Annotated in this window: 23 protein-coding genes and 1 pseudogene; 7 read left to right on the top strand and 17 right to left on the bottom strand. The window is 52.9% G+C overall.

Annotation, left to right across the window (positions count from 1 at the left end; genetic code table 11):
- Window positions 1-59: 59 nt before the first annotated feature.
- The 6 genes and pseudogenes from AAFJ72_RS09965 to prsW all read right to left on the bottom strand — a co-directional run bounded on the left by AAFJ72_RS09965 (window position 60) and on the right by prsW (window position 4028).
- Window positions 60-251: a hypothetical protein gene (locus tag AAFJ72_RS09965; protein WP_432776948.1), complete on the bottom strand. Its 192-nt coding sequence runs from the start codon at window positions 249-251 to the stop codon at window positions 60-62.
- A gap of 16 nt (window positions 252-267) precedes the next feature.
- Window positions 268-951 carry a flagellar brake protein gene (locus tag AAFJ72_RS09960; protein ID WP_432777172.1) on the bottom strand — a complete coding sequence of 228 codons (684 nt, stop codon included), beginning with the start codon at window positions 949-951 and terminating at the stop codon, window positions 268-270.
- 119 nt (window positions 952-1070) lie between these two features.
- Window positions 1071-2438: a germination protein YpeB gene (gene ypeB / locus AAFJ72_RS09955; protein ID WP_432776947.1), complete on the bottom strand. Its 1368-nt coding sequence runs from the start codon at window positions 2436-2438 to the stop codon at window positions 1071-1073.
- A gap of 36 nt (window positions 2439-2474) precedes the next feature.
- A pseudogene (locus AAFJ72_RS09950) lies at window positions 2475-2834 on the bottom strand (cell wall hydrolase); the annotation flags it as partial.
- Between the two features lie 339 nt (window positions 2835-3173).
- A complete protein-coding gene (locus AAFJ72_RS09945) occupies window positions 3174-3332 on the bottom strand; it encodes a hypothetical protein (RefSeq protein ID WP_432776946.1) in 159 nt (52 codons plus the stop codon).
- Between the two features lie 21 nt (window positions 3333-3353).
- Complete coding sequence (gene prsW / locus AAFJ72_RS09940) at window positions 3354-4028, bottom strand: glutamic-type intramembrane protease PrsW (protein WP_122904201.1); 675 nt, start codon at window positions 4026-4028, stop codon at window positions 3354-3356.
- Between the two features lie 83 nt (window positions 4029-4111).
- On the opposite strand from prsW, the gene AAFJ72_RS09935 reads away from it, so the two are divergent.
- Window positions 4112-5083: an asparaginase gene (locus AAFJ72_RS09935; protein ID WP_432776945.1), complete on the top strand. Its 972-nt coding sequence runs from the start codon at window positions 4112-4114 to the stop codon at window positions 5081-5083.
- Between the two features lie 115 nt (window positions 5084-5198).
- Here the strand turns inward: AAFJ72_RS09935 and AAFJ72_RS09930 are convergent, their stop codons facing one another.
- Window positions 5199-6488, bottom strand: a complete 1290-nt coding sequence (locus tag AAFJ72_RS09930) for a Glu/Leu/Phe/Val family dehydrogenase (protein WP_432776944.1) — start codon at window positions 6486-6488, stop codon at window positions 5199-5201.
- 315 nt (window positions 6489-6803) lie between these two features.
- Between AAFJ72_RS09930 and AAFJ72_RS09925 the strand changes: the two genes are divergently transcribed.
- Window positions 6804-7556 (top strand): PIG-L deacetylase family protein, encoded by a 753-nt coding sequence (locus tag AAFJ72_RS09925; RefSeq protein WP_432776943.1) that lies wholly within the window; start codon window positions 6804-6806, stop codon window positions 7554-7556.
- Window positions 7557-7627: 71 nt separating this feature from the next.
- Here the strand turns inward: AAFJ72_RS09925 and AAFJ72_RS09920 are convergent, their stop codons facing one another.
- The 7 genes from AAFJ72_RS09920 to AAFJ72_RS09890 form a co-directional block, all read right to left on the bottom strand.
- Entirely contained in the window at window positions 7628-8227 is a 600-nt protein-coding gene (locus AAFJ72_RS09920) for a genetic competence negative regulator (RefSeq protein WP_122904197.1), read from the bottom strand.
- 286 nt (window positions 8228-8513) lie between these two features.
- A complete protein-coding gene (locus AAFJ72_RS09915) occupies window positions 8514-8879 on the bottom strand; it encodes a hypothetical protein (RefSeq protein ID WP_432776942.1) in 366 nt (121 codons plus the stop codon).
- A 93-nt stretch (window positions 8880-8972) separates the two neighbouring features.
- Window positions 8973-9902, bottom strand: coding sequence for an NAD(P)/FAD-dependent oxidoreductase (locus AAFJ72_RS09910; RefSeq protein ID WP_432776941.1), 930 nt, complete (start codon window positions 9900-9902; stop codon window positions 8973-8975).
- Between the two features lie 59 nt (window positions 9903-9961).
- Window positions 9962-10624 carry a LysM peptidoglycan-binding domain-containing protein gene (locus tag AAFJ72_RS09905; protein WP_432776940.1) on the bottom strand — a complete coding sequence of 221 codons (663 nt, stop codon included), beginning with the start codon at window positions 10622-10624 and terminating at the stop codon, window positions 9962-9964.
- Window positions 10621-11202 carry a lysostaphin resistance A-like protein gene (locus tag AAFJ72_RS09900; protein ID WP_432776939.1) on the bottom strand — a complete coding sequence of 194 codons (582 nt, stop codon included), beginning with the start codon at window positions 11200-11202 and terminating at the stop codon, window positions 10621-10623. Before AAFJ72_RS09900 ends, AAFJ72_RS09905 begins: the two co-directional genes overlap by 4 nt.
- A 17-nt stretch (window positions 11203-11219) precedes the next feature.
- A complete protein-coding gene (locus AAFJ72_RS09895; RefSeq protein WP_432776938.1) occupies window positions 11220-12728 on the bottom strand; it encodes a RecQ family ATP-dependent DNA helicase in 1509 nt (502 codons plus the stop codon).
- On the bottom strand, window positions 12721-13839 hold the full coding sequence (locus tag AAFJ72_RS09890; protein WP_432776937.1) for a helix-turn-helix domain-containing protein: 1119 nt from the start codon (window positions 13837-13839) through the stop codon (window positions 12721-12723). The genes AAFJ72_RS09895 and AAFJ72_RS09890 overlap by 8 nt, the downstream gene beginning before the upstream one ends.
- Before the next feature lie 184 nt (window positions 13840-14023).
- Here AAFJ72_RS09890 and AAFJ72_RS09885 point away from each other — a divergent pair, with 184 nt between their 5' ends.
- The 5 genes from AAFJ72_RS09885 to AAFJ72_RS09865 all read left to right on the top strand — a co-directional run bounded on the left by AAFJ72_RS09885 (window position 14024) and on the right by AAFJ72_RS09865 (window position 19926).
- Window positions 14024-14842 carry a hypothetical protein gene (locus tag AAFJ72_RS09885; protein ID WP_432776936.1) on the top strand — a complete coding sequence of 273 codons (819 nt, stop codon included), beginning with the start codon at window positions 14024-14026 and terminating at the stop codon, window positions 14840-14842.
- A gap of 102 nt (window positions 14843-14944) precedes the next feature.
- Entirely contained in the window at window positions 14945-15151 is a 207-nt protein-coding gene (locus AAFJ72_RS09880) for a ferredoxin (protein ID WP_122904189.1), read from the top strand.
- Window positions 15152-15785: 634 nt separating this feature from the next.
- Complete coding sequence (locus AAFJ72_RS09875) at window positions 15786-16940, top strand: pyridoxal-phosphate-dependent aminotransferase family protein (RefSeq protein WP_432776935.1); 1155 nt, start codon at window positions 15786-15788, stop codon at window positions 16938-16940.
- Window positions 16933-18516: a phosphoglycerate dehydrogenase gene (gene serA, locus AAFJ72_RS09870; RefSeq protein ID WP_432776934.1), complete on the top strand. Its 1584-nt coding sequence runs from the start codon at window positions 16933-16935 to the stop codon at window positions 18514-18516. The genes AAFJ72_RS09875 and serA overlap by 8 nt, the downstream gene beginning before the upstream one ends.
- Before the next feature lie 126 nt (window positions 18517-18642).
- Window positions 18643-19926 carry an SLC13 family permease gene (locus tag AAFJ72_RS09865; RefSeq protein ID WP_432776933.1) on the top strand — a complete coding sequence of 428 codons (1284 nt, stop codon included), beginning with the start codon at window positions 18643-18645 and terminating at the stop codon, window positions 19924-19926.
- Between the two features lie 108 nt (window positions 19927-20034).
- On the opposite strand, the gene AAFJ72_RS09860 is transcribed toward AAFJ72_RS09865, so the two are convergent.
- Genes AAFJ72_RS09860 through AAFJ72_RS09850 form a run of 3 tightly spaced genes read right to left on the bottom strand, consistent with a single transcriptional unit; the run spans window position 20035 to window position 23692 of the window.
- A complete protein-coding gene (locus tag AAFJ72_RS09860; protein ID WP_432776932.1) occupies window positions 20035-21168 on the bottom strand; it encodes an HAD family hydrolase in 1134 nt (377 codons plus the stop codon).
- A gap of 16 nt (window positions 21169-21184) precedes the next feature.
- Window positions 21185-22975, bottom strand: coding sequence for an ATP-binding protein (locus tag AAFJ72_RS09855; protein WP_432776931.1), 1791 nt, complete (start codon window positions 22973-22975; stop codon window positions 21185-21187).
- A complete protein-coding gene (locus AAFJ72_RS09850) occupies window positions 22976-23692 on the bottom strand; it encodes a response regulator transcription factor (RefSeq protein ID WP_122904183.1) in 717 nt (238 codons plus the stop codon). It lies immediately after the preceding gene.
- Between the last annotated feature and the right edge of the window lie 88 nt (window positions 23693-23780).

Below are 23780 nucleotides of genomic sequence, written 5' to 3'. Positions count from 1 at the left end.
GACCGTTTTCTATGTTATCTATAATAATAGTACCATAGTATGGAAGCATGCGCAAACCTTTAGGGCTTATCCGACACGCCTTCCAAGCGTTCTGTCTCGATCAGGACAGCCCGAGCGGGAACGTACTGGATCAGAATCTCCCCGACTGTCAGCGCGATGGCGCAAACCGCAATTCCTATCATGATGCCTTTTTCTACCCGTCTGGAAAATCGGCGAAAACGCTCGTCGTACTGACTGGTCAATGGGGTCACTTCCTTTTGGCAAGCGTCAAACCTCGATGCCTTTTTTGCGAAGCTCCAGTTGTCTTTCGTAACAAGCCCTCACCACTTTTACCCGATCCTGTTCGCTAATATTCGTAAACCTTCCCGATATCCACTGGTGCAACCCCTTCTCTTCCGGGGCCTTTTGTCTGACGATCTCCAGTTCGGCGAAGGCGTGCTGTACCTGTCCGTTTTTGCTCGGCATCGCGATCCACACTTGCAGCACGTCTTTTTCACGCAGGCGATAAGACTCGTCACAAGTGAAAGCCAAGCCGCCACCGCTGATGTCAACGGTTTTCGCCAAAAAATGATAGCGCCGAATCGGGTCCTGATGCTTGACAGCGATGTCCAGCGCGCTGTCGATCCGCAAGTAGTTGCGCCGCTGTGTTCGCACGATCTGTTCTTTTTTCGGCAATTGCAGCAGCAGCACAGGAATATGTCCACTCTCCCTGCCGACGATGATAGAGTGGAATTCATAGCGCGATCCATCTTCGCCTACATACCAGACCAGGCAGCTTGTGCCAGGTCGAAACACGCCCGTCCGCCCAGTATTTTCGCTCGTCGGCAACTCTATGGAAGCCATCTCTTCTGTCATGTCGGTTACGCGGCTTTTAAAATCCTCCAAGCTGTGCTCTTCTTCAGAGGAACCGGCGAACTGAAGGCGTATGGTTTGTCCTACCCGTGGAAACATCATATCAGCAAACGTTCCTCCTTTTTTCTCCTCTCACCCCTTCATTATATACTCTTTTCTTTCCAATCAGCAAATAGGGAAAGCCGTCAAAATCAGCTTTCCCCTTGTTTTTTACATGCCTATTGCTGATTGTCCTGGCCTTCGTCCGTCTCCATTTTCACGACTTCTTCCTCGTCGCCGTTCATCGCGTTGATGTACACCATGTACGAATTTCCTTCGAAGCTGCCGGTCAACTCCCAGGTCAAAACTTCCTTGCCGTCGTTTTTCCCTTCGATGAGAGCGAGTCGTTCGTTTGTCACCTTCACGCTCGGATTGACTTTTTTGCGCGCTTCTTCTTTGGAGATGCGCGGCTTGCCCAGAATGCGTTGTTTATGGTTAAACAAATATTCCGTAGCGTTAAAAGCTGTTACCTCCCCGTTGTCCAGTGCAATCTCGACTGTCACCGAATCCGGGTAAATGCGCACGCCATCCTGCATCGGGACGAACGTAAAGAGCGCGTTGCGGTCATAGCTGTCAATCTCGGAGACGACCATGTTGGCAAAGCCGCGCTCGCGCAAAAATTCTTCGCCCCGCTCCTGCGCCTGCTTCATATCGAGCTTTTCTTCCGCAATCTCGCGCTCGCTCATCATCCAGACGACTTTGCCGCCGCGCTTGGTCACATCGAGGTTAATCGCGGCCTTTTGCCCGTTGGGGATGACGCGGACGCTGTAAGCCGTGTAGGTTTGGCCTTTGCCGTTTTCATCGACTTCAACTTTAGCGTCCTGGGTGTTCAGGCGCAAAAATTTCAGCGCGCTTTTTTTCGCTTCTTCCGCACTGACAGGCTTGCCGTCGATCCCCTTGATTCGCTGCTGCTTTTTCTTGTCCAGGCTCTGGATGCCGACTCCCCAGTCCAGATCGGGAAACTCCTGCACTTTTTTCTCGATTGTCTGAAACCCGTCGATAATCGTGTTGTCCGACTTTTTGTCGTCGGAAGCGAGCGCCGTCTCCACATCCATCCAGCGAAGCTGCTTGTCAATGACGTTGGCCTGGACGTTGCGCAGCTGGTCCTGAATGTCCTTGGCCTGCTTGTGCAAACTCTTCAGCGTGTTGTACTCTTTGTCGGTAAGCGGCTCCTTCTCCAGATCGCGCACGGCAACCCGATATGAAAAGTCAGCGACCCGGGATAGCATCTCCTCCGTATTGCTGAAAGGCATCAAGGTCAGGGGAAGCTGGCCCACGTCCGACTGCGCCGCATAGGCAAGCCGCCATACATTGGTCAAGGTCGGGGTCATTTGCCGTCGGGAATTGACCACCAATGATTTGCCAAGCTCGTCATGCAATTTGTCTATGTGGTAGGTCAGATCGTGGAAAGCGCGCTGATACGAGTTTTCTGCCTTAATCAGAACCGAGTTTTTTTCGTTGTGCTCCTGGTATCCCCACATCCCTGCGCCAACCAAGGCAACCAGGGCGACGGGAAACAGGACGCGTGCCGTTGCTCCGTATACCATCCCTTGTCACTCCTTCTCTGCTTTTTGGTAAAGCCGTTACCTGCAAAAGATGTGCTTCCCGATTTTTTTGACCTGTGGCCTGCTCCAGATCCATTTGGAGGTCGCCGTTGCCGGATTGAAATAGTAGGTGCAGCCTCCCGACGGGTCCCAGCCGTTCAGCGCATTTTTCACTGCCTTGCGCGCGCTTTCATTGGGAGTCAGCCAAATCTGGCCGTCCGCTACAGCCGTAAACGCACGCGGCTCAAAAATGACCGCGGATGGCGTGTCAGGAAAGGATGGGCTTTTCACACGATTTAAAATGACGGCTGCAATCGCCACCTGTCCTTCGAACGGCTCGCCCCTTGCCTCTCCGTACACCGCATTGGCCATCAGTTTCAAGTCGTTTTCCGAGAGGCGCGAAGGATGAAAACTGGCTTTTGCCTTCGACTGGCTCTGTTTTGCCGGTGCAGCGATCTGTACTTCCCGTGCGGCCGCAGCGCTTTTTGGGCTGGAGAAAAGCTCGTACCCGCAAAAGCCTGCCACTATCGACAAGATCAACAAACCTGCGATCCAGATTTTTTGCACGGCGAAAATCCTCCTTGGCATGAATTGAAATCTTTGCATAGTGTTAGTGGAGGAAGAATGGATTATACATGCAAATCCGCCGGGATGAGACTGGCCTTGAGCAGGTTTCCAACACAAAAAAACCGATACGGCTTGGCATCGGCTTTTTTGTACAGCTTGCTATTCGTTTGTTTACGATTCGTCAATGCGAAAATACTGATCGTTGTCGCACAAGCATTGCTTGAATCCCGTTTCCACTTGCCCGCCCGGTTCCCTGCGTCCACGGAGGGTAAATTTTTCTCCACATACATAGCATTGAATGGTCACTTTTGTTCGTTCCGATTTCAGCACGTCTCGTCTCCTCCTTATCGTCTATTGTGGACGCGAAGAAAGATTTTTAGAACCGAAATCATGAGCGCGCTGTACCTTTTTCAAGCCTTGCCACCAGAGCACAAGCATGAACGGCACGATGACCACGAGCCAGTTTTGGATGGAGAGAAAAATCGCATTGTAGAGGGCGTGCAGGCCGATCGGCAGCGTGATGGACAGCCAGAGAAAAAGCTTCTCCTGCTCTTTCTTTTGCGTAAACTTCGCTCGTCCCAGGTAATAGCCCATCCAGACGGCGAACAGCGCATGGCTGGAGACGGGCAAAAGCGCGCGCCAAAAGGCGATATTCAGCCCGTTGATAATCAGGTAAAACAGGTTTTCCAGCGTGGCAAAACCGAGCGACACAGCGACGGCATAAACAATGCCATCGTAAGGCTCATCGAACTCCACATGCTTGTAGGCCGTGAAGAAGATGACCATCCATTTGAAAAACTCTTCGACTACAGCGGACTGGATAATATCCGCGACAACTCCGTTCCGCCAGTTCCATTCTGTCTGCATGATGTACTGGAGCACCATAATCGGAATGACCAGCAGCATCCCAAAGATAAATGACCGGATGACCATAGAGATCGGTTCCGGTTCGAGACTGTCACGCAGGTAAAAATAACTCATGATGGCGATACCGGGGGCTATTGCCGCGCCGATCATTGCAATCATCTATGATTACTCCTTTACACAAGGCTGCTATTCATCGTACCATGAATATTAAATCATGAAAACCCGCTACAGGAGAGAGAACCATGTCGAAAAAAATATTGGTAGTCAACACCGGCGGCACCATCGCCATGTCTGTAGATGATACGGAGGGTGTAAAGCCGCTGGATGACCAAGCTGTGACCAAAAATCTTCCTTTTTTGGAGCGTTATGCGGACGTCACCATGAAAAATTTCCTGAATCTCCCAAGCCCGCACATGACTCCCAAGATTATGAATGATCTGCGCCTGCAAATCGAAGAGGCGTTTCGCCAGGAGCATTACGACGGCGTAGTGATTACACACGGAACCGACACGCTGGAAGAGACTGCGTATTTCCTCGACCTGACACTGTCTGTCGACGTGCCGATTGTCGTTACTGGCGCCATGCGCAGCAGCAATGAGCTGGGTGCGGACGGCCCGGTCAACCTGATTTCCTCCGTGCGCACTGCCGCTGATCCCGCAAGCATGAACAAAGGCGTGCTAGTCGTATTCAACGATGAAATCCATGCAGCGTGCCACGTCACCAAGACGCATACGAGCAATGTCGCGACGTTCCAATCGCCGCAATACGGTCCGATTGGCACCATCGCCAAAAAAAGCGTGCAGTACCACCATGCGCCTTTGGTGCGGGAGCATTACACCATTGCGCATGCCGACGGAAACGTGCCATTGATTAAAGCCGTCGCTGGCATGGACCCGTCCTGGCTGCAGTTTTTGCTCGAGCAGCCGATTGACGGCCTCGTGATTGAAGCATTCGGCCTCGGCAATTTGCCGCCAGCCATTATCCCGACCTTGCAGCAGCTACTCGATCGCGGAACCCCGATTGTTCTCGTGTCCCGCTGCTACAACGGACAAGTACAGGACGTCTACGACTACGAAGGCGGAGGCCGCAAGCTGAAGGAAATGGGCATTATCTTCTCCAACGGACTCAACGGGCAAAAAGCGCGCATCAAGCTGATCGTCGCCCTGCAAAGAACACGCGACTTCGCCGAACTGCAAAAGCTGTTCGCTCAATAAAAAATGTCGGACAAACTCTCCCACCTCATTTCGGGAGGGTTTTCTCATTTCCGCGCAAAAAGGCTTCGCCACATGAGCAGCGAAGCCTTTTTCACATATCTGAAGGGTGGTTTGCTTATACCCAGCCACGGAAGCGGGAAGCTTCTGCCATTTTGCGGACACCGACCATGTAAGCGGCAAGGCGCATGTCCACACGGCGTGTTTGGGACAGGGAGTAAACATTTTCAAACGCGCGCACCAATACTTTTTCCAGTTTCTCTTCTACTTCTTCCTCACTCCAGTAGTAGCCCTGGTTGTTTTGTACCCATTCGAAGTAGGAAACGGTTACACCACCGGAACTTGCCAGTACGTCCGGAACGAGCAGAATGCCACGCTCTGTCAGGATCTTGGTCGCTTCGAGCGTAGTTGGGCCGTTGGCCGCTTCTACGACGATTTTCGCCTTGATGTTATGAGCGTTTGCAGCCGTAATCTGGTTTTCGATTGCTGCCGGAACGAGAATGTCGCAATCCAGCTCAAGCAGTTCTTTGTTCGTGATGGTGTTGTTGAACAGCTTGGTGACAGTACCGAAGGAGTCGCGGCGGTCGAGCAAGTAGTCGATATCCAGGCCGTTTGGATCGTGCAGAGCGCCGTAAGCATCGGAGATACCGATTACTTTCGCGCCTGCGTCGTGCATGAATTTCGCGAGGTAACTACCTGCGTTACCAAAGCCTTGAACGACAACGCGCGCGCCTTTTACGTCAATGTTGCGGCGTTTCGCTGCTTCGCGAATGCAAATCGTAACCCCTTTGGCTGTCGCTGTTTCACGTCCATGCGAACCGCCAAGTGCAATCGGTTTGCCGGTAATGAAACCAGGTGAGTCAAATTCACGAATACGGCTATATTCGTCCATCATCCAAGCCATGATTTGCGAGTTTGTGAAGACGTCCGGAGCCGGAATGTCTTTTGTCGGACCCACAAGCTGGCTGATTGCGCGAACGTAACCACGGCTCAGTCTTTCCAGTTCGCGGAAGGACATTTCGCGCGGGTCGCAAATGATACCGCCTTTACCACCGCCATATGGCAGGTCGACGATACCGGCTTTGAGGCTCATCCAGATAGAAAGCGCTTTAACTTCATCCTCTGTAACTTCCGGGTGGAAACGAATGCCTCCCTTGGTCGGACCAACCGCATCGTTGTGCTGAGCACGATAGCCCGTAAACACCTTTACTTCGCCATTGTCCATGCGAACCGGAATGCGTACGGTCAAAACGCGAAGCGGCTCCTTCAAGAGTTCAAACATCGATTCTTGGTAACCTAGTTTTTCCAGTGCTTCCTTGATCACCGTTTGAGTCGAATGCAGCAAGTTCAGTGTTTCTTGCTTTTCTTTCCCTTCGGTGCTTTCGGTTACCACGTCTTGATTACCCATTACTTACCACCTCAAAAATGTTATCGGTCAATGCAGCCTTTAGTATACACGCTTGTATCAGGTATGAGAAGCAAAAAAAAGTTTTTTTTCCATTTCGAAAACGGTTTCTCTGGCTCTTCTGCATATAAATACAACGATTGACCAGTCGGTCGCGTGAGGGAAACAAATGGCGTCCATACGGGCTTGCACGGCATAAAAACGTACATTCCTTGTTCGTTGTAGTCTTCCCAAAGTGCATTCTTTCATGACGGAGCAAATTCATTTATGTCATAATGGAAACAGTAATTTTGGAAGTTTATTCACGGAGGCGTGTTTATGAAAAAAAACAAGATTTTGTTCGTTTTCGCTCATCCTGACGACGAAACCTTCGCATCTGGCATCACCATTTCCAAATACACCCAGGAAAACAAGGCAGAATGCCACCTGCTCTGCGCCACGAAAGGCCAGGCTGGCAAACCCGGCAATCCGCCGCTTTGCACCATCGAACAGCTGCCCGCATACCGTGAGCAGGAATTGAGAGAGGCGGCGTCCATCCTTGGGCTTGCGAGCGTGGACATATGGGACTATCAGGATAAGCTGCTGAACACCGTGCCCGTTCAGGAACTGGTGGAACGCCTCCATCAGGCGGTCGAAAAAATCGAGCCGGATGTGCTCGTCACGTTTGCCCCGCACGGCATTTCCGGCCATCCCGACCACCAGGCGATTTCGCAGGCGACAACCCAGGCTGTCCAGTTGCTCGGCAAAGCGACGAGCGTTCGCAAGCTGTACTACGCAACCCGCCCTTCCAACGGGCCATTCGGAGCCGTACAGCCGCCGTTTTCCGACCCAATTGAGAGCATTACCACCATCATTGAAGGAGCTGCGTACAAGCCGCAGGTAGCCAGTGCTCTGCGGGCACACCGCACCCAGCATCTGTCCGTAGAGCGTGTGTTTCCCGGCGTCACGGCTGGCGGCTTTGAATCCGTGCCTCCGAGCAATTACTACATCCTGGCCTGGCACAACCTTCCCGGCTACACGATCACCGGCAAGGAAGCCGACTTTTTCACCGGCCTTGACCGCCCATCCTAACGCAAGACAGCAAAAGCACCTAGTTGATAGACTAGGTGCTGTTTATTCTCCCAGGCATTTCATTCTTTTGCTTACGTGAAATGTCTGCATATTTCCTTGACAGCATCGTCGGCAACGACAACCTTTCCATATTCCTCCAGTACATAAATCGTTGTCGGCGTCGCTTCCCCGTACTCAGAGAGAATCGCAATCAACTTGTGGTATCGCTCCTGATCCAACTCCACCTCTTCCAGCACCAGATAGTATTTCCCCTGGTAGAAGTAGGCCGCCCCTCCATTGGTCAGCATGGCATTGATACGGTGGGCAGCTTCAACCATATGCTCAAAGTCACGGAAGGCGTAGATAATCAGATCGCTTTCCTCTAGGGTGACTTCCAATTCGTACACGTCTTCTTCCTCAAATTCTTCTTCTTTTCCGTCCCTTGAGCTTGTTTTGCCGCGAGTTACGATCACGACCATTCCCTGAGCTGGCAAGGCGAACACTTCAACGGCAACAGGCCCTGATACTTCAAATCCCAATTCGTGATAAGCCTGCTCCATCATGTCGTTGAACAGTTCATGAACTTTAGGAATGTCACGCCACATGTCTTCTTTTTCTATCCCGCGCTCTGTTAGGTCGTCAAACGTTAAAAAGATTCGTATTTTGTCTTGACCAAGGCGTTCAACACGCATGACTGTCCCTCCTCGCCATCCAGTCGTACTACAAAATATGTTGCTAAGCCTGTAAGAGTTCTCCGCATTTTCCGACGAATGCCACTGCTGCATCCAACTATTTTTTCGCATTTGGGAAAATCCGGGGTAGTCCTATCATATCACATTTGGTAGCAGGAACATAGTCACCTGACACTCTCCAAGGCTGTTTGTGCAGTTTCGCCCATCTGTGTCGATTCAGATGGGCGAAAAGCAGACTTTGTAGCAACTTGTCACTTCCTGCGCTTTCCCAGGAAAGGCTGCTCATTTAGCGCCATCCAATCATGAGTGCGACGGCGGCCGCCAGGAAGGTGGGAACGGGCATTTTGACAAATTGGATCAGCAGAACAAAAAAGGCGAAGAAGCATAGCGTGGCGTTTATCCAACCTGTTTGCAGCATCCGGCCGTACAAAAATTGGCTGATATGAAAATGCAAAAGGCCGAACAACAGGATGGAAGCTCCGGCGAACAACAGGAGTGACAGCATGACCTCCACGGGCGAAAACAGCAACATCGCCAGCCAGTCTCCGAATCGCAAAAGATCCAGATGATTTGCGGGAAAAACGTGCTGGGCAGCGCTTCCCAACAGCCATGCCAGAAGTCCGACAAACAGGCTTCTTCCCATCACCAGCATGATTCCAGGGCCTCCCGATCATTTTTCCCTTCATGTATATGGATGTTTGCCCGTTCGGGTTCCGCGCCCAGTTGCTGACCCTCTGCACAGATACTATTCCAGAGAAAACGGCCTCTCCCCATCCAGTTCGCAAAGCCGCTTCTGGATCCAGATCGCTGCCTGCGCACCGTCCCCCATGGCGATGGCAACTTGCTGGGAATGAACAGCGATGTCTCCGACTGCCCACAGGTTTCGCTGGTCGGTTTCCTTTGTGCGCGGATCGGTTCGCACGTGTCCTTTTTCATTGATATGTACGGAAAAAGCCCGCAACAAATCTGTCTGGGCCAACGCTCCGGGAAAAGCCAAAAAAGCCCGGTTCAAAGCCAGACTTTCCCCGGAGGAAAGCTGCAACTGCTGCAGCTGGCCGCCTGTTTGGACGAGCTTTTCCACACGCGCAGCATGATAGTCGATGCCAAGCCTGTCCAGCAGCGCCAGCTCCTTCGCATTGATCTCACTGCCTCCATGATTGACGACGACGAGCTTTTTCGTGTAGAAAAACAGCTCCCCTGCCATCTGGACGGCATGTGAGCCATCGCCAATCACCGCCGTTTTTTGCCCGACGCTCTCGTATCCGTCGCAATCCGGGCAGATAAAAATCGAGAGCCCGAGACAGTCACATAGCCCGGAAATCGCCGGAAAAGGGTCCGCCATCCCTGTCGCCATGACGAGCGTTTTCGTCTGCAACAGGTGTGCGCCCGCTCCCTTTGTTCTGACCCGGAAGCCTCCATCCGGATGCACGGCAAGCTCTGTCACTTCATCCGTGATGAACTCGGCACCGTATTTCGCCGCCTGCTTCCGGCCTTCCTGGCGCAAATAATCGCCGCTGACCCCTTCGGAGAATCCGAGAATGTTCCGGTAGTTTTTGGCGACCGCCGACCGTCCTCCCGGCACGTCGATGACGGCCACACGACGCAGGCTTCTGGCCAACTGGATCGCCGTCTGCAGTCCCGCGATTCCCCCATCTACAATGATCGTATCGTACATGATTCGCCCTCCACTGATCCGTCCACTGTCTTTAGCATTTCCGCAGGCGGGCGAAACGATTACGGAGCGAGCGGGACAAACACGACCTTTCCTTCCACTAGCTGCGTTTCCGGGTGAAAACCGTTATATCTGGCAATGCGGGATACATTGGAGTTGTTGCCAAAATATTTGCGGGATAGCATGTACAGTGTCTCTCCCTTTTTCACCACATGCTTGACGACTTTTGGCTTTTGCGCAGGAGGTGTCGGCTTCTGCTTGGGAACTGGGGTTGCAGGAGCGACAGAAGCCCCTTCCGTTTTCGCCTGAACAGGCTTGCTTTGCGTTTTCGGAATTTCCGATGCGCTCGTGCTGGCCGGAGCACTGCTCGCGGAAGCAGGAGCGGCAGAAGCGGGAGCAACAGCAGGCTGCGCCTGTTCGGCTGTCTGCGCAGGCTCAGCAGGAGTCGTATGGAGTACGACCGATTTCGGCTCAGGCGCAGCCGTTTCCGCTCCGGCGGCTGACGGCTTCGCTTCGCTGGTTCCTTGTGTTGCCATGCTCATGCGGACGGCTTCCGCTTTTTCCCGTTCCAGATTTGCCTTGTACAGTTCCAGGCCAATCAGCCCGAAAAAAACGACTCCAAACACCAAGAGTCCCGAGCGAACCCATGTTTTCATGCCCACCGACGCCTTTTTGCGGGTATGACGGGAGCGTCGAGGCGGCAATTGATTTGTCTCCAGATTCACTCTTCCTCCCCCTTCTCTTTTTTCAAAGTTATTTGTAGATAAAAGGCCAACGAAACATCTATCACGATATGCGCGACAATAGGCGGCCATAAGGAAGCGTGTACATCCATCAACAGTCCTAACAGCCAGCTCGTGCCAAACACACTCGCGATTAACAAAGGCTTTTTCAAATAGCGCACGTGTACGAGCGTAAATACGAGGCTCGTCCAAACGTTCCCGGCGAACGGCTGGATCACGCCGCGAAACAGCCATTCCTCGCTAATGCCGACGATTACGCACACCAGCACCGTCAGGGTGGAAGACATCGCGCCAAAAACTTTTTCGTTGATGCTGCCATCGTCCTGCCAGCGTTTTGGCAAATATTTTTCCATGGCAATACAGAGCAAGACAATCCCTGCTGCCACCAGGCACGCAAGCCCGACTCCCTCCCAACCGGAGAAGTGGAACAAGCCAAGCGTGCCCTGCCATCCGTGGACCCAGAAGCTGCTTGCTGCCGCCGCCGCCAAAACCAAACCTTGTGTCAGCCACAGATTAAATCGCAGCGTCGCTTCGTCCAACTCTAGCCCACTTTCTTTCACGTGATCGTTCTCTCCTTTTATTTTTTCGGCAAAAGCATGTCCAATGCCTGCCGCAAACTCCAGCTGTTTTGCACATCCTGCTGTAAAAGCACCGTCCGCTCTCCTTCATAAGCTCCCCGCTGCAACCCGCAGCGCGTACAGCAAAAGCGGTGATAGCTGTCGTCTGCTTCTCCAAAGTATTGATTCAGGTGCTTGCGCAGGCAACTGTCAGCGACCACATACGATACCATTTCGGACAGCTTTTTGCGCTTGACTGCCTTTCGCTTTTCCGTCTCCTGCCAAATATCCTGTGCGAAATTGTCCCCTTCTTTCGTGCTGCTTGCCTGTGCTCTGGCCAGTGCACGCTCTGTATAAAAGGTGAGCATGGCGGCCATTTCCTCGGACATGTCGAGTGTCGCCAATGCTTGCGCATCTATCGACCCACCTGCTCGGTAATGCTGTAAAAATTGCTGAACCTGCAGCGGAGTCGGATACTCCTTGTCCAGCATGTATTGATGAATCTGAACGTCCTCCGGGCCGTACAGGAGCATGGCATAGCCGGGCTGTCCATCCCGTCCGATTCGGCCGATCTCCTGGGAGTAAGCTTCCAGGCTCGCTGGCATCTGGTAGTGAATGACATAGCGAATATCCGGCTTGTCAATGCCCATGCCAAAAGCGTTCGTCGCGATGATGACATCCAGCTCTCCGGCCAGAAACTGCGTCTGGATCAGCATCCGCTCCATGCTGTTCATGCCCCCGTGATAGCCTTCCACGCGCCTTGTCCCTTCGAGCTGATAGGCAGCGACAAGCACATCGACTGCCTGCCGCGTGCTGCAGTACACGATTCCCGGTCCTTTCAGCCTGTCCACCAGTTCAAAAGTCAGTTGACGCCGCTCACTTTCCCCGTTCACTTCCGCCAGATCGTAGGCGATGTTTGCGCGATTGAGCGTCTGCACCACGACGTTCTCTTGGGCAATTCCGAACAGCGTGCAGATTTCGTTGCGCACCGCTGTCGTCGCCGTCGCGGTCACAGCCAAAACAGGCGGATTCCCCAGCCGTTTTACCGTATCGGGCAGGCGCAGGTAATCAGTCCGAAAATCGTGTCCCCACGCAGAGATGCAGTGGGCCTCGTCAATCGCCACAAGCGACACCCGCGCACGGTTCAGCGCGTGCTGCACGTAGGGCTGCTGCAGTTTTTCCGGCGAAATGTACAGAAGCTTGCAGGCGCCAGCCGCGACCTTTTGCAACACTTCCCGCGATTCTGCCGGGTCTTGGGTGCTGTTCAGGTAGGCGGCTTGTATGCGACGTTTCGTGCGCAACTGTTGAACCTGATCGACCATGAGCGAAATCAACGGGGAAACGACCACTGTGATACCCGGCAACAACAGGGCAGGAAGCTGATAAGTGACTGACTTTCCCCCGCCTGTCGCCATCAGGCCAAGAACGCTCTGTCCGCTCAGCACTTGACTGATGATGGCCGCTTGCCCCGGCCGGAACGCCTCGTAGCCAAAATACTCCTGTAGATAAAAATGCAGGTCTTTACCCATTCGTCTCCCCCTGCCTGCGGGCCAAAGCCAGACGGATTTGCAAATAGCTGACACCAGGCCCGACATGGTCCTTGATGAGCCGCAATCTGCTCGTTTGCAGCTTTTCACTTGCGGCGACGATTACGCTTCGCGTCTCTGGCGGCAAATAGGCCGATTCATCCCATTCCGGGCAGCGCAGGGCAATTTCCACGAGATGATCCTCGACGGTACTTTCCTTCATGTTCCGTCTGGTGGCGATCTCTGCCTTGGTCAATCCGCGCTGCACCATCGCATATGTCCGGGCCGCGCTGTTGCTCAGCCGCGGATCGAGCCTGTTCTCTTGGCTGACCAGCTGGGAAAGCAGCGGAAACTTCTGTGCTTCCTTCATGAGCCGCTGAATCGAGGCAGCCAGCCCATAGCGGAACAAAAGCGTAAGATAGACGCGGGCCACCTGTTGTTGCTTCGCCAGTTGTCCCAGCGTTTTTCCTACCTGTGAGATCCCGGATAGTTGCGCGACCAGCAGTTTTTGCACATCAGGCTCCAACGGCTCCCAGAGATGATACAGCTCCTCGCGCAATCCGTTCATCCAAACTATTCTCGCCTCCGGGAACTGCACTTGCTGCTTGACCCAAAGCTGGACCGATTTGTCGGTCACGACAGGCGTAAATCCAAGGTCTTTTCCCAGCATTTGCGACACCGTTTGCACCAGCAGATGAAGTCTCTGCCAAAACGTTTCGATGCGAGCAGCGAGGTCAAACTGTGTAAAAGGCGCAAACCAGATAGCGAGGCGGTATTTCTCATACGCCTCCTGGGCTGCCTGCTTTCCTTTTTCAGTGACCAAAAACGTCGGCTTGGCGCTGGCTCCTTCCCCTTCGCGCTGCTGCACATGTCCATTTTGAAACAAAGTTGCAACAATTTTATCCCAATCCTCTTTTGAAAACCGGGGAAACATCCGATAATACGGATAAAGGCTGTACAAATGCACATCCTGCAGAGTCTGATTGGCTTTTCTGCCGCGCAGTATGTAGTAGGCTGACTGCAGCGTCCGCTCGTTCGCGAGAGGAATCATCGCATTCAGGGCGACAGCGCATAGAAGCTCAAGATCCTCTGCCACACTGTTTTGATTGTTCATTGGTACTCCTTGCTCTTTTTATTATTTTTTGCAGGAACCGTAGCCTGCGTCATTTTCGCTGCACTGGATTTGGAGGATTTCTTTTATGAAAAAACGTTTGAAAAGGTCAGAATTTATGATGGCGTACATGATCATCATAACACTTGCATGCACCGTTGGTGGATTTTTTTTCGGCGCACATTATATGAAGACATCTATTGAAGCCGAGCAAGCGGCAGCGATGGAAGCCAAACAAAAAGAGGCGGAAAAGGAAAAGCTGCTGCGTGAGCAAAAGCTGTACAGCGAGCAGGACTTCATTCGTTTTTACTACGCGGTGTACGCACCGGTGCTGGAGTGGAAGCAAGCTCACTTCGAGGCGATGGGCAAGTGGGGAAGCCTCGATCAAAAAGGACGCACAGAAGCATTGAAGCATCTGGAAAAGCTCGCCCAACAGACGCTGAAGGAGCTGGAAAAAAACGTGCCGCTGCCAACCTCTCCGCTGCTGGCACAGGCACACACTCATTATACGAACAGTGTCCGGGCTTATTTGGATAGTATGGAGCAAATCCAATCCGATCAGAATAGTAATGCCGCAACGCCCGCTGCCATCGCTTCCGGCTTGACGCTTTCCCAGAACAGCTGGTTGACGGCGCAGGAAATGGTCTACCATTCCGCGGCGGCTTGGGAATCGGCCTATGTGGTGAAAAAGCCGATGCCAGAGGCAGTGCCTGCTACCGTTACAACAGCACAATGGAAGCAGTACCCTTTCCACTACAGGACTTATCTGGCCGCCCAGTTCATGTCGGCGAACAAGCGCTGGGACAGCTACAATCCGGAAGACTTGACGGCCCGTCTGGACCTGCTGCTCTCTTCCAGCGAGTCGCAAACTTTGGGAATCAAGGATGTGGCTGCGGCAGTGAAGGTGCTGCATGCAACAGATGCCGTCCACTCCGGGGATTTCAAAAAGTTGAGTGGCAAACTTTATTCTGTTCTGAACACACCTGAAATCCCGCTTTACAAGTAGTCGTATATTTTTAGACTGATTCAATCTTGAAATCTTGGGAGCAAGAGCATACAATTGTCTATGATAGTGGACGTACCACTTGTAACGGGAGGTGAAACCACGATGACTACATGGGTAGATAAAGATACTTGTATTGCTTGCGGTGCCTGTGGCGCCACGGCCCCTGACGTCTTTGACTACGACGACGAGGGTCTTGCATACAACAAGCTGGATGACAACTCCAACAGTGTTGAAATCCCGGATATCCTTCAAGACGACGTTCGCGACGCTGCGGAAGGATGCCCGACCGATTCTATCAAAGTGGAATAGGATTCCAGAAACCAAAACCTCTTACATACTTTGTGTGTAAGAGGTTTTTCTGTTTTATGAACTGAACGGATGCTCGATCTGTAAGCATACAGAAAAACCGAACATTCCGGCTTGTTTTTTCCAGATTTTGTGAGAGTAATATCTTAACGTTCGGTTTTTAGTCTTATTTTCACTCCCTCCTCTTGAAAAATCAGCATTATTCACGAACGATAAGTCTGTTTTTAAAAATATCGTTCATTTTTTCTCGTTTTTTTGCTTGACGGTGTCATTTTGCCGTGGTATCTTAAGTACAAATCTTACGAAACACCACATCACCAACAGCGATGACGAAGACATGCTGTGGGCCGGAAATCCCCAGAGAGCCGATGGTTGCTGCGAATCGGCGGTTTCTTCCACAGATAAGCACTTTCGAGCTGCTGCGTTGAACGGACGATTTTTCTCGTCCCACTAGATGCAAACGGTAGATCCGTTATCTCTACAGGTCATGTACCTGGCAAGGCACCTTTTTGAGAAAAAAGGAGCGAATGAGGGTGGCACCGCGAAGCAAAGCCTCTCGTCCCTCACTGTTCTGTAACAGGAGCAGTGTGAGAACGGGAGGTTTTTTTATTATTGATTCATTTAGGAGGAGAGAGACATGTTCACAGACAAAATGATTTTGCGCATTCCCGGCCCTACCCCGATCCCCCCTCGCGTACAGATGGCGATGAACCAGCCGATGATCGGGCATCGCAGCGGCAAGTTTTCCGCCTTGTTCGCGCGCACGGCGGAAAGACTGAAGCCTTACTTCGGCACGACCCAAGATGTGTACATCCTGGCTGGCAGCGGAACCGCCGCACTGGAAACAGGCGTCGTGAACACCTTGCAGCCTGGAGATGAAGCAGTGATTCTCGTCAGCGGTGCTTTCGGCGAGCGTTTCGCCAAAATTTGCGAGCGCTACGGCGTGGTTGCCCACCGTCTGGAGGTTGCTTGGGGAAAAGCCGTTACACCAGATCTGCTGGAAGCTTTTCTCAAAGAAAAGCCACAAGTGAAAGCGGTATTTGCAACATACTGCGAAACATCTACCGGGGTGCAAAACCCGATTCCCGAACTGGCCAAAACGATCCGTGCCCATTCGGACGCCTTGTTCATCGTGGATGCGGTCAGCTGCCTTGGCGCTGTCGCTTGCGAAATGGACGCCTGGGGTGTCGACATCGTCGTAACCGGTTCGCAAAAAGCGTTCATGCTGCCGACCGGCCTTGCTTTTCTGGCGGCAAGCGAACGCGCCTGGAAAGTCATCGAAGCGAACAAGTCGCTCGCTTTTTATCTCGATCTGAAGGCGTACAAAAAAAGCCTCGCCGACCAGACAACACCTTACACCCCTGCTGTTTCGCTCATCTTCGGCCTGGCAGAAGTGCTCGACATGCTTGACGAGGAAGGCTTGCCAGCAATCATCAAGCGCCATGAGCTGATGCGCGACATGACCCGCGCTGCCATGCGAGCCTTGAACGTCAACCTGATGGCCGATGACGCTTACGCTGCTGCGACCGTCACTTCCTGCGATCCTCAAGGGGCGTTTGATGCAGAAGCACTGCGCAAGGTGCTGACGAAGCAGTACAACGTCACGATTGCCGGCGGCCAACAGCATTTGAAGGGAAAAATTTTCCGTATCGGACACATGGGCTATTGCGAGCCGCTCGATGTCCTGCAAGTGATTTCCGCGATTGAAATGTCGCTCCATCAAATCGGCGCGCCAGTCGAGCTGGGTGCCGGTGTCAAAGCTGCTCAGGAGGTGCTCATTGCACATGTATAAAGTTCTCATTACTGACCCACTTAGCGAATTTGGTATCCAGCAACTGTTGGACGCAGAAGATGTCGAAGTCGTCCGCCAAACCAACCTCTCCCCTGCCGAACTGCTTGAAGTGATCGGCGACTACGACGCCTTGCTCGTCCGCAGCCAAACACAGGTGACAGCCGAAGTGCTTGCTGCCGGGAAAAAACTGAAAGCCGTCGGCCGCGCTGGCGTAGGCGTGGACAACATCGACATCGCCGCAGCGACCCAGGCAGGTATCCCGGTCATCAACGCACCGGACGGCAATACGATCTCCACTGCCGAGCATTCCTTCGCCATGCTGATGGCAGTTGCCCGCAACATTCCGCAGGCGCACAAAAAGCTGGTCGACGGCACTTGGGACCGCAAAAGCTTCCAAGGTGTGGAGCTGAACAAAAAAGTCCTCGGCGTCATCGGCATGGGCCGTATCGGCTCCGAAGTTGCCAAACGGGCCAAGGCGTTTGGCATGACCGTCATGGGCTACGACCCGTTCCTGACGGAAGAACGCGCACAAAAAATGGGTGTCATCCACTCGACTGTCGATGAGATTTGCCGCCAGGCCGATTTCATTACCGTTCACACGCCGCTGACAAAAGAAACTCGTCACATCATCAGCACGCGCGAATTCGCCAAGATGAAAGACGGCGTACGCCTCATCAACTGCGCACGCGGCGGCATCATTGACGAAAAAGCGCTGTACGAAGCGATTACAAGCGGCAAAGTCGCCGGAGCCGCTCTGGACGTGTTCGAGGTAGAGCCGCCTGTGGACAACCCGCTGGTCGGCCTGCCGCAAGTGGTTACAACCCCTCACCTTGGTGCGTCGACAGTGGAAGCGCAGGAAAACGTCGCAGTCGATGTCTCGGAAGAAATTTTGAAGGTACTGCGCGGCGAGCCGTTCAAAAACGCCGTCAACCTGCCGTCCATCCCTGCACATGTGATGGAAAAGGTTCAGCCGTACTTCCAGTTGGGTGAAAAACTGGGCCATTTCCTCGCCCAAGTAACTGTCGGTTCGATCTCCGAGGTAGAAATCAAATACAGCGGCGAGCTGACCGAAGTGGATACGTCGCCACTGACCCGCACTGTACTGAAAGGGGTCTTGTCCTTCCGCCTTGGCGAAGGCGTGAACTACGTCAATGCGCCGTTGCTGGCAAAAGTGCGCGACATCACCGTTACCGAGCAAAAAGCCGCGCAAAACAAAGGCTTTACCAACTTGCTGACGGTTACACTGAAAACGAAACAAGAAACTCGCACCGTTGCGGGTACCCGTCTCAACGGCTACGGCGCGCGGATTGTGAAAATCGACGACTTCGCGATTGACGTGGCACCAGAAGGATATTTGCTCTACATTCACCACAACGACCGCCCGGGTGTCATCGGACGTGTCGGTTCCATCCTTGGCGAAAACAGCGTCAACATCGCAACGATGCAGGTAGGACGCCGCGACGTCGGCGGGGACGCGATCATGATGCTCTCGGTAGACAAACCGTTGACGCCTGAACTGCTCGATACAATGGGCGAGTTGGCAGAAGTAAAAAGCGTGACGCAAATTGAACTGTAGGCCGCTTCCCCTTCTTTTCACATTCCGGAAAAAGACCTGGCTGCTCGCCGGGTCTTTTCCTTTACCCTGCAAAATGTTAGCGCTATAATGGGACAAGATGACCAAACACCAGGAGAGGAGTTTCTTATGACGAACCAGGCATTATTCGCCATTGGCATCTTCTTAGTTACGTATGCCTTTATTATTAGTGAAAAATTGCACAGAACCATCGTTGCGATGAGCGGCGGGATACTGATGGTGCTGTTTGGCATCGTCACGCAGGAGCAGGCGATTCATCACATCGACTTCAACACGCTTGGCCTTCTGATCGGAATGATGATTCTCGTAGCTGTAACAGCGCAAACAGGTGTGTTCAAATACCTGGCCATTCGCGCTGCCAAGCTGGCAAAAGGCAAGCCGATCCGCATTCTCGTCTATTTGAGCATCATCACTGCTTTCGCTTCTGCTTTTCTCGACAACGTAACGACAGTGCTCTTGATCGTCCCGGTTACGTTCAGCATCGCCAAACAGCTCAAGCTGAATCCTATTCCTTTTTTAATCAGCGAAATTATTGCCTCGAATACAGGGGGAACCGCAACCTTGATCGGCGACCCGCCGAACATCATGATTGGCAGCTCTGTACCTGAACTGGATTTCATGGCGTTTTTGCTGAATTTGAGCCCGATCATTGTCATTATCATGGCCCTGACCATTCTGTGCCTTGTGCTCATCTACCGGAAGCAGCTGCAAACTTCTCCGGAGCTAAGCGCCAAGATCATGCAATTAAACGAACGCGATGAAATTACAGATACGACCCTTTTGAAAAAATCATTAACCGTCATGGTTTTGACGATCATCGGATTCATGCTGCACGGCGTCCTGCATCTTGAATCTGCGACAATTGCGCTCACTGGCGCTTTCCTGCTTCTCCTCATCACCGGAGAGCATTACCTGGAAGACGCGATCAGCAAAGTCGAGTGGAATACGATCTTCTTTTTCATCGGCTTGTTTGTCCTCGTATCGGGTCTGGTGGAAACAGGCGTCATCGCTGAGCTGGCGAGCCAGGCGATCAACCTCACTGGTGGTGATTCGCTGAATACGTCCCTGCTCATTTTGTGGCTGAGTGCGATTGCATCGGCGTTTGTTGACAACATTCCGTTCGTTGCCACGATGATCCCGATGATTAAAGAGATGGGAGCACTGGGCATTACCAATCTGGAGCCGCTTTGGTGGAGCCTCGCTCTCGGCGCCTGCCTGGGCGGGAACGGAACACTTATCGGTGCCAGTGCGAATGTCATCGTCGCCGGACTTGCCGCCAAGGAAGGCCATCACATCGGCTTTTTCAGCTTTATGAAAGTGGCGTTTCCGCTGATGATTATGTCGATTGTTATTTCCCATCTGTACATTTACTTGCGTTACTTTGTTTGGTAAACAGGCCTTAAGAGTTTGCCCCTGCGCTTGAGCCAAAACAGACCAAAACAAAAGACTCCGCCGCTTTTCCTAGCGATGGAGTCTTTTTTTCTATGCCGTGCGCTTGCATTACTTCAAGATGTCCAATAGGCCACGCACGTCATCCAAAATGTAGTCAGCTTGCACTTCTTCAAATTTGCTGCGGGCCTCCTGGCCAGACAATCCGGTTAATGTCGCCGCGAATCGGCAACCGATGGAGCGAGCCGCGAGGAAATCGGCCAACGAATCTCCCACAATCAGCAGTTCCTCGCCATTTGTGAGCGGCAGCGGGTATTGGAGCACGTCACGGTCTGGGGTGGACAAGCCGAGCAAGCCTTTTACATAGGAAAAAGGATGCGGCTTGGACAAAGGCACGTAGTCCGGGCAGTTTTCCTCTGCTTCAAGCACATGAGTGGCGGTCACTACCCGCTCGGGATCAAACCATTCCAACAGGCCCATCGCGCGCAAAGGAACGTGTGTCTCGATGCTTGGGCGGCCTGTTCCAATGCCCATTGTGTACCCTCGTTCTTTCAACGTACGGAACAGCTCAATCATGTCCTCTGGCGGCACAATCGGAATTTCGTCTGTCAAAAAGCCCTTTTTGCCTGGCTGCATCGTTTCACGCCCGATGGATGCAGCCACTCGCTCATCACCCAAATACCATTCCTGAAACGTTTCTTGCACCAATTGCCACAGGGCGCAGTTTGGCGAAAACATCGCGGTTTCCACTCCGCACCGCTCGCGGGCAAGTTCGTTCAAATACAACAGCATGTCTGCCTTTTGCGCCGAGCTTTTGGCAAAGTCAGGGAGAAATGCAGCGTAATCGACCTGAAAGTCAGGGGCGTAGGCGTTTGCCCATTCGCGCAGTTGGGCAAGCTGTGGTCGCTCAAGCTGAACGGCAAGCAGGCTTGCCGCTTCCGGCACATGCGGCTTGAGCACTTCGACCAAACGGATCAGCTGATAGGAAAACGCGAGGAAGACCATGTCCCAGTTTGAATTGATGCCGCGAGATTTGATGAAATTCAGCACTTCATCGTGTGCAAACACTTGCTCACGAACACGCCTGATGATCGCTTCACTCGGGGCCGGAGTAAAGGTATCTCCCTGTAACCCGACGTAGCCCGGACTGAACAAAAGCTCCCATACCGTCAAAGCGGACGCATCAAAGTAGCGTTCTTCGCTGAGCAAAACCCCATCCACATCAAACAAGATCGTCTTTATCATGGTCTCTTTTACACTCCTAGTTGTTTTTCGCCTGTTCGGTCATAGCAATCGTAAAGGTCGTACCCTCTCCCAGCTTGCTTTGCACGCCTATGGTACCACCGTGTGCTTCGACAATGTTTCGCGCGATGGCAAGACCAAGTCCGGTTCCTCCTACGCGCCCGCGTGTCCGGGCCTTGTCAGCCTTGTAGAATCGCTCGAACACAAACGGCAAATCTTCTTGCGGAATGCCGCTGCCCGTGTCGCTGATCTCGATCAGCAACGTTTTGTCACCGCGCGCGCGGATGGTCACACTTCCACCGCTCGGCGTGTGCCTGAGCGCGTTGTCGATCAGGTTGGTCAGCACCTGCTCCATTCGATCCGGATCGATATAAACGTCCCTGTGCGACGTCGCCATTTCCAGCAGCAGGGAAATTCCGCGCTCCCGGGCCAGATTCGTGAACTTGCGCTGGATGCGCTCCAAATACGGGCGCAGCTCCACAATCTCCTGAAACAGTTCCACGTGTCCGGCTTCCATCCGCGCCAGGCTGAGCAGCTCATTGACCAGCTTCGTCATGCGCACAGACTCGTCGTAAATAATTTGCGCAAGCTCCTTGTGCTCTTCCGGCGTTGTCGCAATATCGTCGACAATCGCTTCACTGTAGCCTTGCAGCATGGACAGCGGTGTGCGCAGCTCGTGCGAGACATTCGCCACGAAATCGTTGCGCATTTTGTCCAGCTTTCGCTCCTGGGTGATGTCGCGCAGGACGGCTACCGCCCCGCGGATTTGCTCGCGGTCATTGAGCGGCACCATGACAAGCGCCCAGATGCGGCCCTGTACAGGAATGTCCTCCCTGACCTCCTGCCCCGTTTGCACCACCTGCTGGTAAAAGGCAAACAGCGGCACCTGCTCATCCTTATGCTCAAACTCCCAATCGCGCAAAAAGCGTTCTGCGGGCGGGTTCGTGACGGCAATCTTCCCATTGACGTCGATCATGACCACCCCATCGACCATCGAGCGCAAGACGCTTGCAAGCTGCTCCTTTTCCTTGGACAGGGCGTCGACGAGCTGATTGAGCTTGCTCGCCATCGTATTGAACGATGCCGCAAGCTCGCCTGTTTCGTCCGTCGTCCTGATCGGAACCTCCGCGTGAAAATCGCCTTCCGCGATCCGATGGGCCGTCTCCTTCATCTGCCGCAGCGGAATCGTAATTCGCGAAGACAGGAAGAACGCAAAGACAGTGGTAGAAACGAATGCAATAACTCCGACGACAAAAATTAAAAATCGCACTTCATTTACGGTATCATCAAAATCTTCGATAGCCTGATACATCACGACGGCACCCGGATTGCCCGGTGTGACCTCCAACGGCACCGCCACCGCCAGCATTTGCACACTGTTCATGTGGTCGTTCGAGTTGTTCGAAGCGACCGGCAAATAAATACGCTGCGGAGCGGGATGCTTCCCGGCCAATGCGTCTGCCAGATGCAACTCCTGGTCTTTCAGCAGTTGCTCGACAGGAATGTCCGGCAAGCCCACGCCTTCACTTTTTCCAATGACCCGGCTGTCTTTATCCAGCACCACCATTCCGGTATGATGCACAAGACTAAAGGTCGAAGCCATCTCCAATGCTTCCAGCTTGTCTTCGCTCGCTTCCAGTCCTTTGGTCAATCCCTCTGCCAGCTCCTGCAAATTTTTCGTCTGGCGGTTGCTGTAAAAGCTGTCAAACGACTGCACGAGCAACAGACTGAAGATCGTCAAAACGAGCGCAAACAAAGCAATGATCGTCATCCATAGCTTTCCGACTACGCTGCGAAAAATAACGTCCACTTATTTCGGCACCTCAAGCTTGTAGCCGACTCCCCAGACAGTTGCGATCATATTGGCTGCTTGCGGAGAAACCCGGTTCAATTTTTCCCGAAGTCGCTTGATGTGCGTATCCACCGTGCGCAAATCTCCGAAAAACTCGTAATGCCAGACGTCCTTGAGCAGCTCTTCGCGCGTAAACACTTTGTCCGGCGACAGGGCAAGGTAGTGCAGCAACTCGTATTCTTTTGGTGTGAGGCTCACTTCCTGGCCGCTGGCAATGACTTTGTGTGCGTCATGGTCGATCGTCAATTCAGGGAAAACAAGCACAGAGTGGCTGTTAAACGTCTCCGTCTTCAAGTAAGCGGTAGCGGAGGAACGGCGAAGAATCGCCTTCACACGGTACACGACCTCGCGCGGGCTGAACGGCTTGACAACGTAATCATCGACTCCGGCCTCAAAGCCATGCACGCGGTTTGTTTCCTCGCCTTTTGCCGTGAGCATGATGATCGGGGTCGCCTTGAACTCGCGAATGCGCTGGCATACTTCGATCCCGTCCATTCCCGGAAGCATCAGGTCGAGCAAAATAATGTCGTAATCGCTGCCGACAGCCATCTCGACAGCCTGCTCACCGTTGTCTGCTTCGTCGATGAGGAAGTTTTCTCTTTCCAGATACATTTTCAGCAGACGGCGAATGCGCTCCTCATCATCTACTACGAGAATACGTGCCATTTTTTCCATGTTTCACACCTCTTGGCCTCATGATAATGGTAAATCGGTTTGAAGATAGTCCAAAAAGCTGGCAAAATTACCAGCTTTTTGAAAGGCT

The organism is Brevibacillus gelatini (assembly GCF_050920745.1).
GTDB lineage: Bacteria > Bacillota > Bacilli > Brevibacillales > Brevibacillaceae > Brevibacillus > Brevibacillus gelatini.
Note: the sequence above shows the minus strand (reverse complement) of the source record. Positions and strands in the feature narration are given on the sequence as shown.

Coding starts and splice junctions, on each gene's coding strand:
- AAFJ72_RS09890 (WP_432776937.1), bottom strand. CDS start 13,839: ATGAACAATCAAAACAGTGTGGCAGAGGATCTTGAGCTTCTATGCGCT.
- AAFJ72_RS09925 (WP_432776943.1), top strand. CDS start 6,804: ATGAAAAAAAACAAGATTTTGTTCGTTTTCGCTCATCCTGACGACGAA.
- AAFJ72_RS09850 (WP_122904183.1), bottom strand. CDS start 23,692: ATGGAAAAAATGGCACGTATTCTCGTAGTAGATGATGAGGAGCGCATT.
- AAFJ72_RS09895 (WP_432776938.1), bottom strand. CDS start 12,728: ATGGGTAAAGACCTGCATTTTTATCTACAGGAGTATTTTGGCTACGAG.
- AAFJ72_RS09915 (WP_432776942.1), bottom strand. CDS start 8,879: ATGCTGGTGATGGGAAGAAGCCTGTTTGTCGGACTTCTGGCATGGCTG.
- AAFJ72_RS09910 (WP_432776941.1), bottom strand. CDS start 9,902: ATGTACGATACGATCATTGTAGATGGGGGAATCGCGGGACTGCAGACG.
- ypeB (WP_432776947.1), bottom strand. CDS start 2,438: ATGGTATACGGAGCAACGGCACGCGTCCTGTTTCCCGTCGCCCTGGTT.
- AAFJ72_RS09920 (WP_122904197.1), bottom strand. CDS start 8,227: ATGCGTGTTGAACGCCTTGGTCAAGACAAAATACGAATCTTTTTAACG.
- AAFJ72_RS09880 (WP_122904189.1), top strand. CDS start 14,945: ATGACTACATGGGTAGATAAAGATACTTGTATTGCTTGCGGTGCCTGT.
- AAFJ72_RS09960 (WP_432777172.1), bottom strand. CDS start 951: ATGTTTCCACGGGTAGGACAAACCATACGCCTTCAGTTCGCCGGTTCC.
- AAFJ72_RS09930 (WP_432776944.1), bottom strand. CDS start 6,488: ATGGGTAATCAAGACGTGGTAACCGAAAGCACCGAAGGGAAAGAAAAG.
- AAFJ72_RS09865 (WP_432776933.1), top strand. CDS start 18,643: ATGACGAACCAGGCATTATTCGCCATTGGCATCTTCTTAGTTACGTAT.
- AAFJ72_RS09885 (WP_432776936.1), top strand. CDS start 14,024: ATGAAGACATCTATTGAAGCCGAGCAAGCGGCAGCGATGGAAGCCAAA.
- AAFJ72_RS09875 (WP_432776935.1), top strand. CDS start 15,786: ATGTTCACAGACAAAATGATTTTGCGCATTCCCGGCCCTACCCCGATC.
- AAFJ72_RS09935 (WP_432776945.1), top strand. CDS start 4,112: ATGTCGAAAAAAATATTGGTAGTCAACACCGGCGGCACCATCGCCATG.
- serA (WP_432776934.1), top strand. CDS start 16,933: ATGTATAAAGTTCTCATTACTGACCCACTTAGCGAATTTGGTATCCAG.
- prsW (WP_122904201.1), bottom strand. CDS start 4,028: ATGATTGCAATGATCGGCGCGGCAATAGCCCCCGGTATCGCCATCATG.
- AAFJ72_RS09860 (WP_432776932.1), bottom strand. CDS start 21,168: ATGATAAAGACGATCTTGTTTGATGTGGATGGGGTTTTGCTCAGCGAA.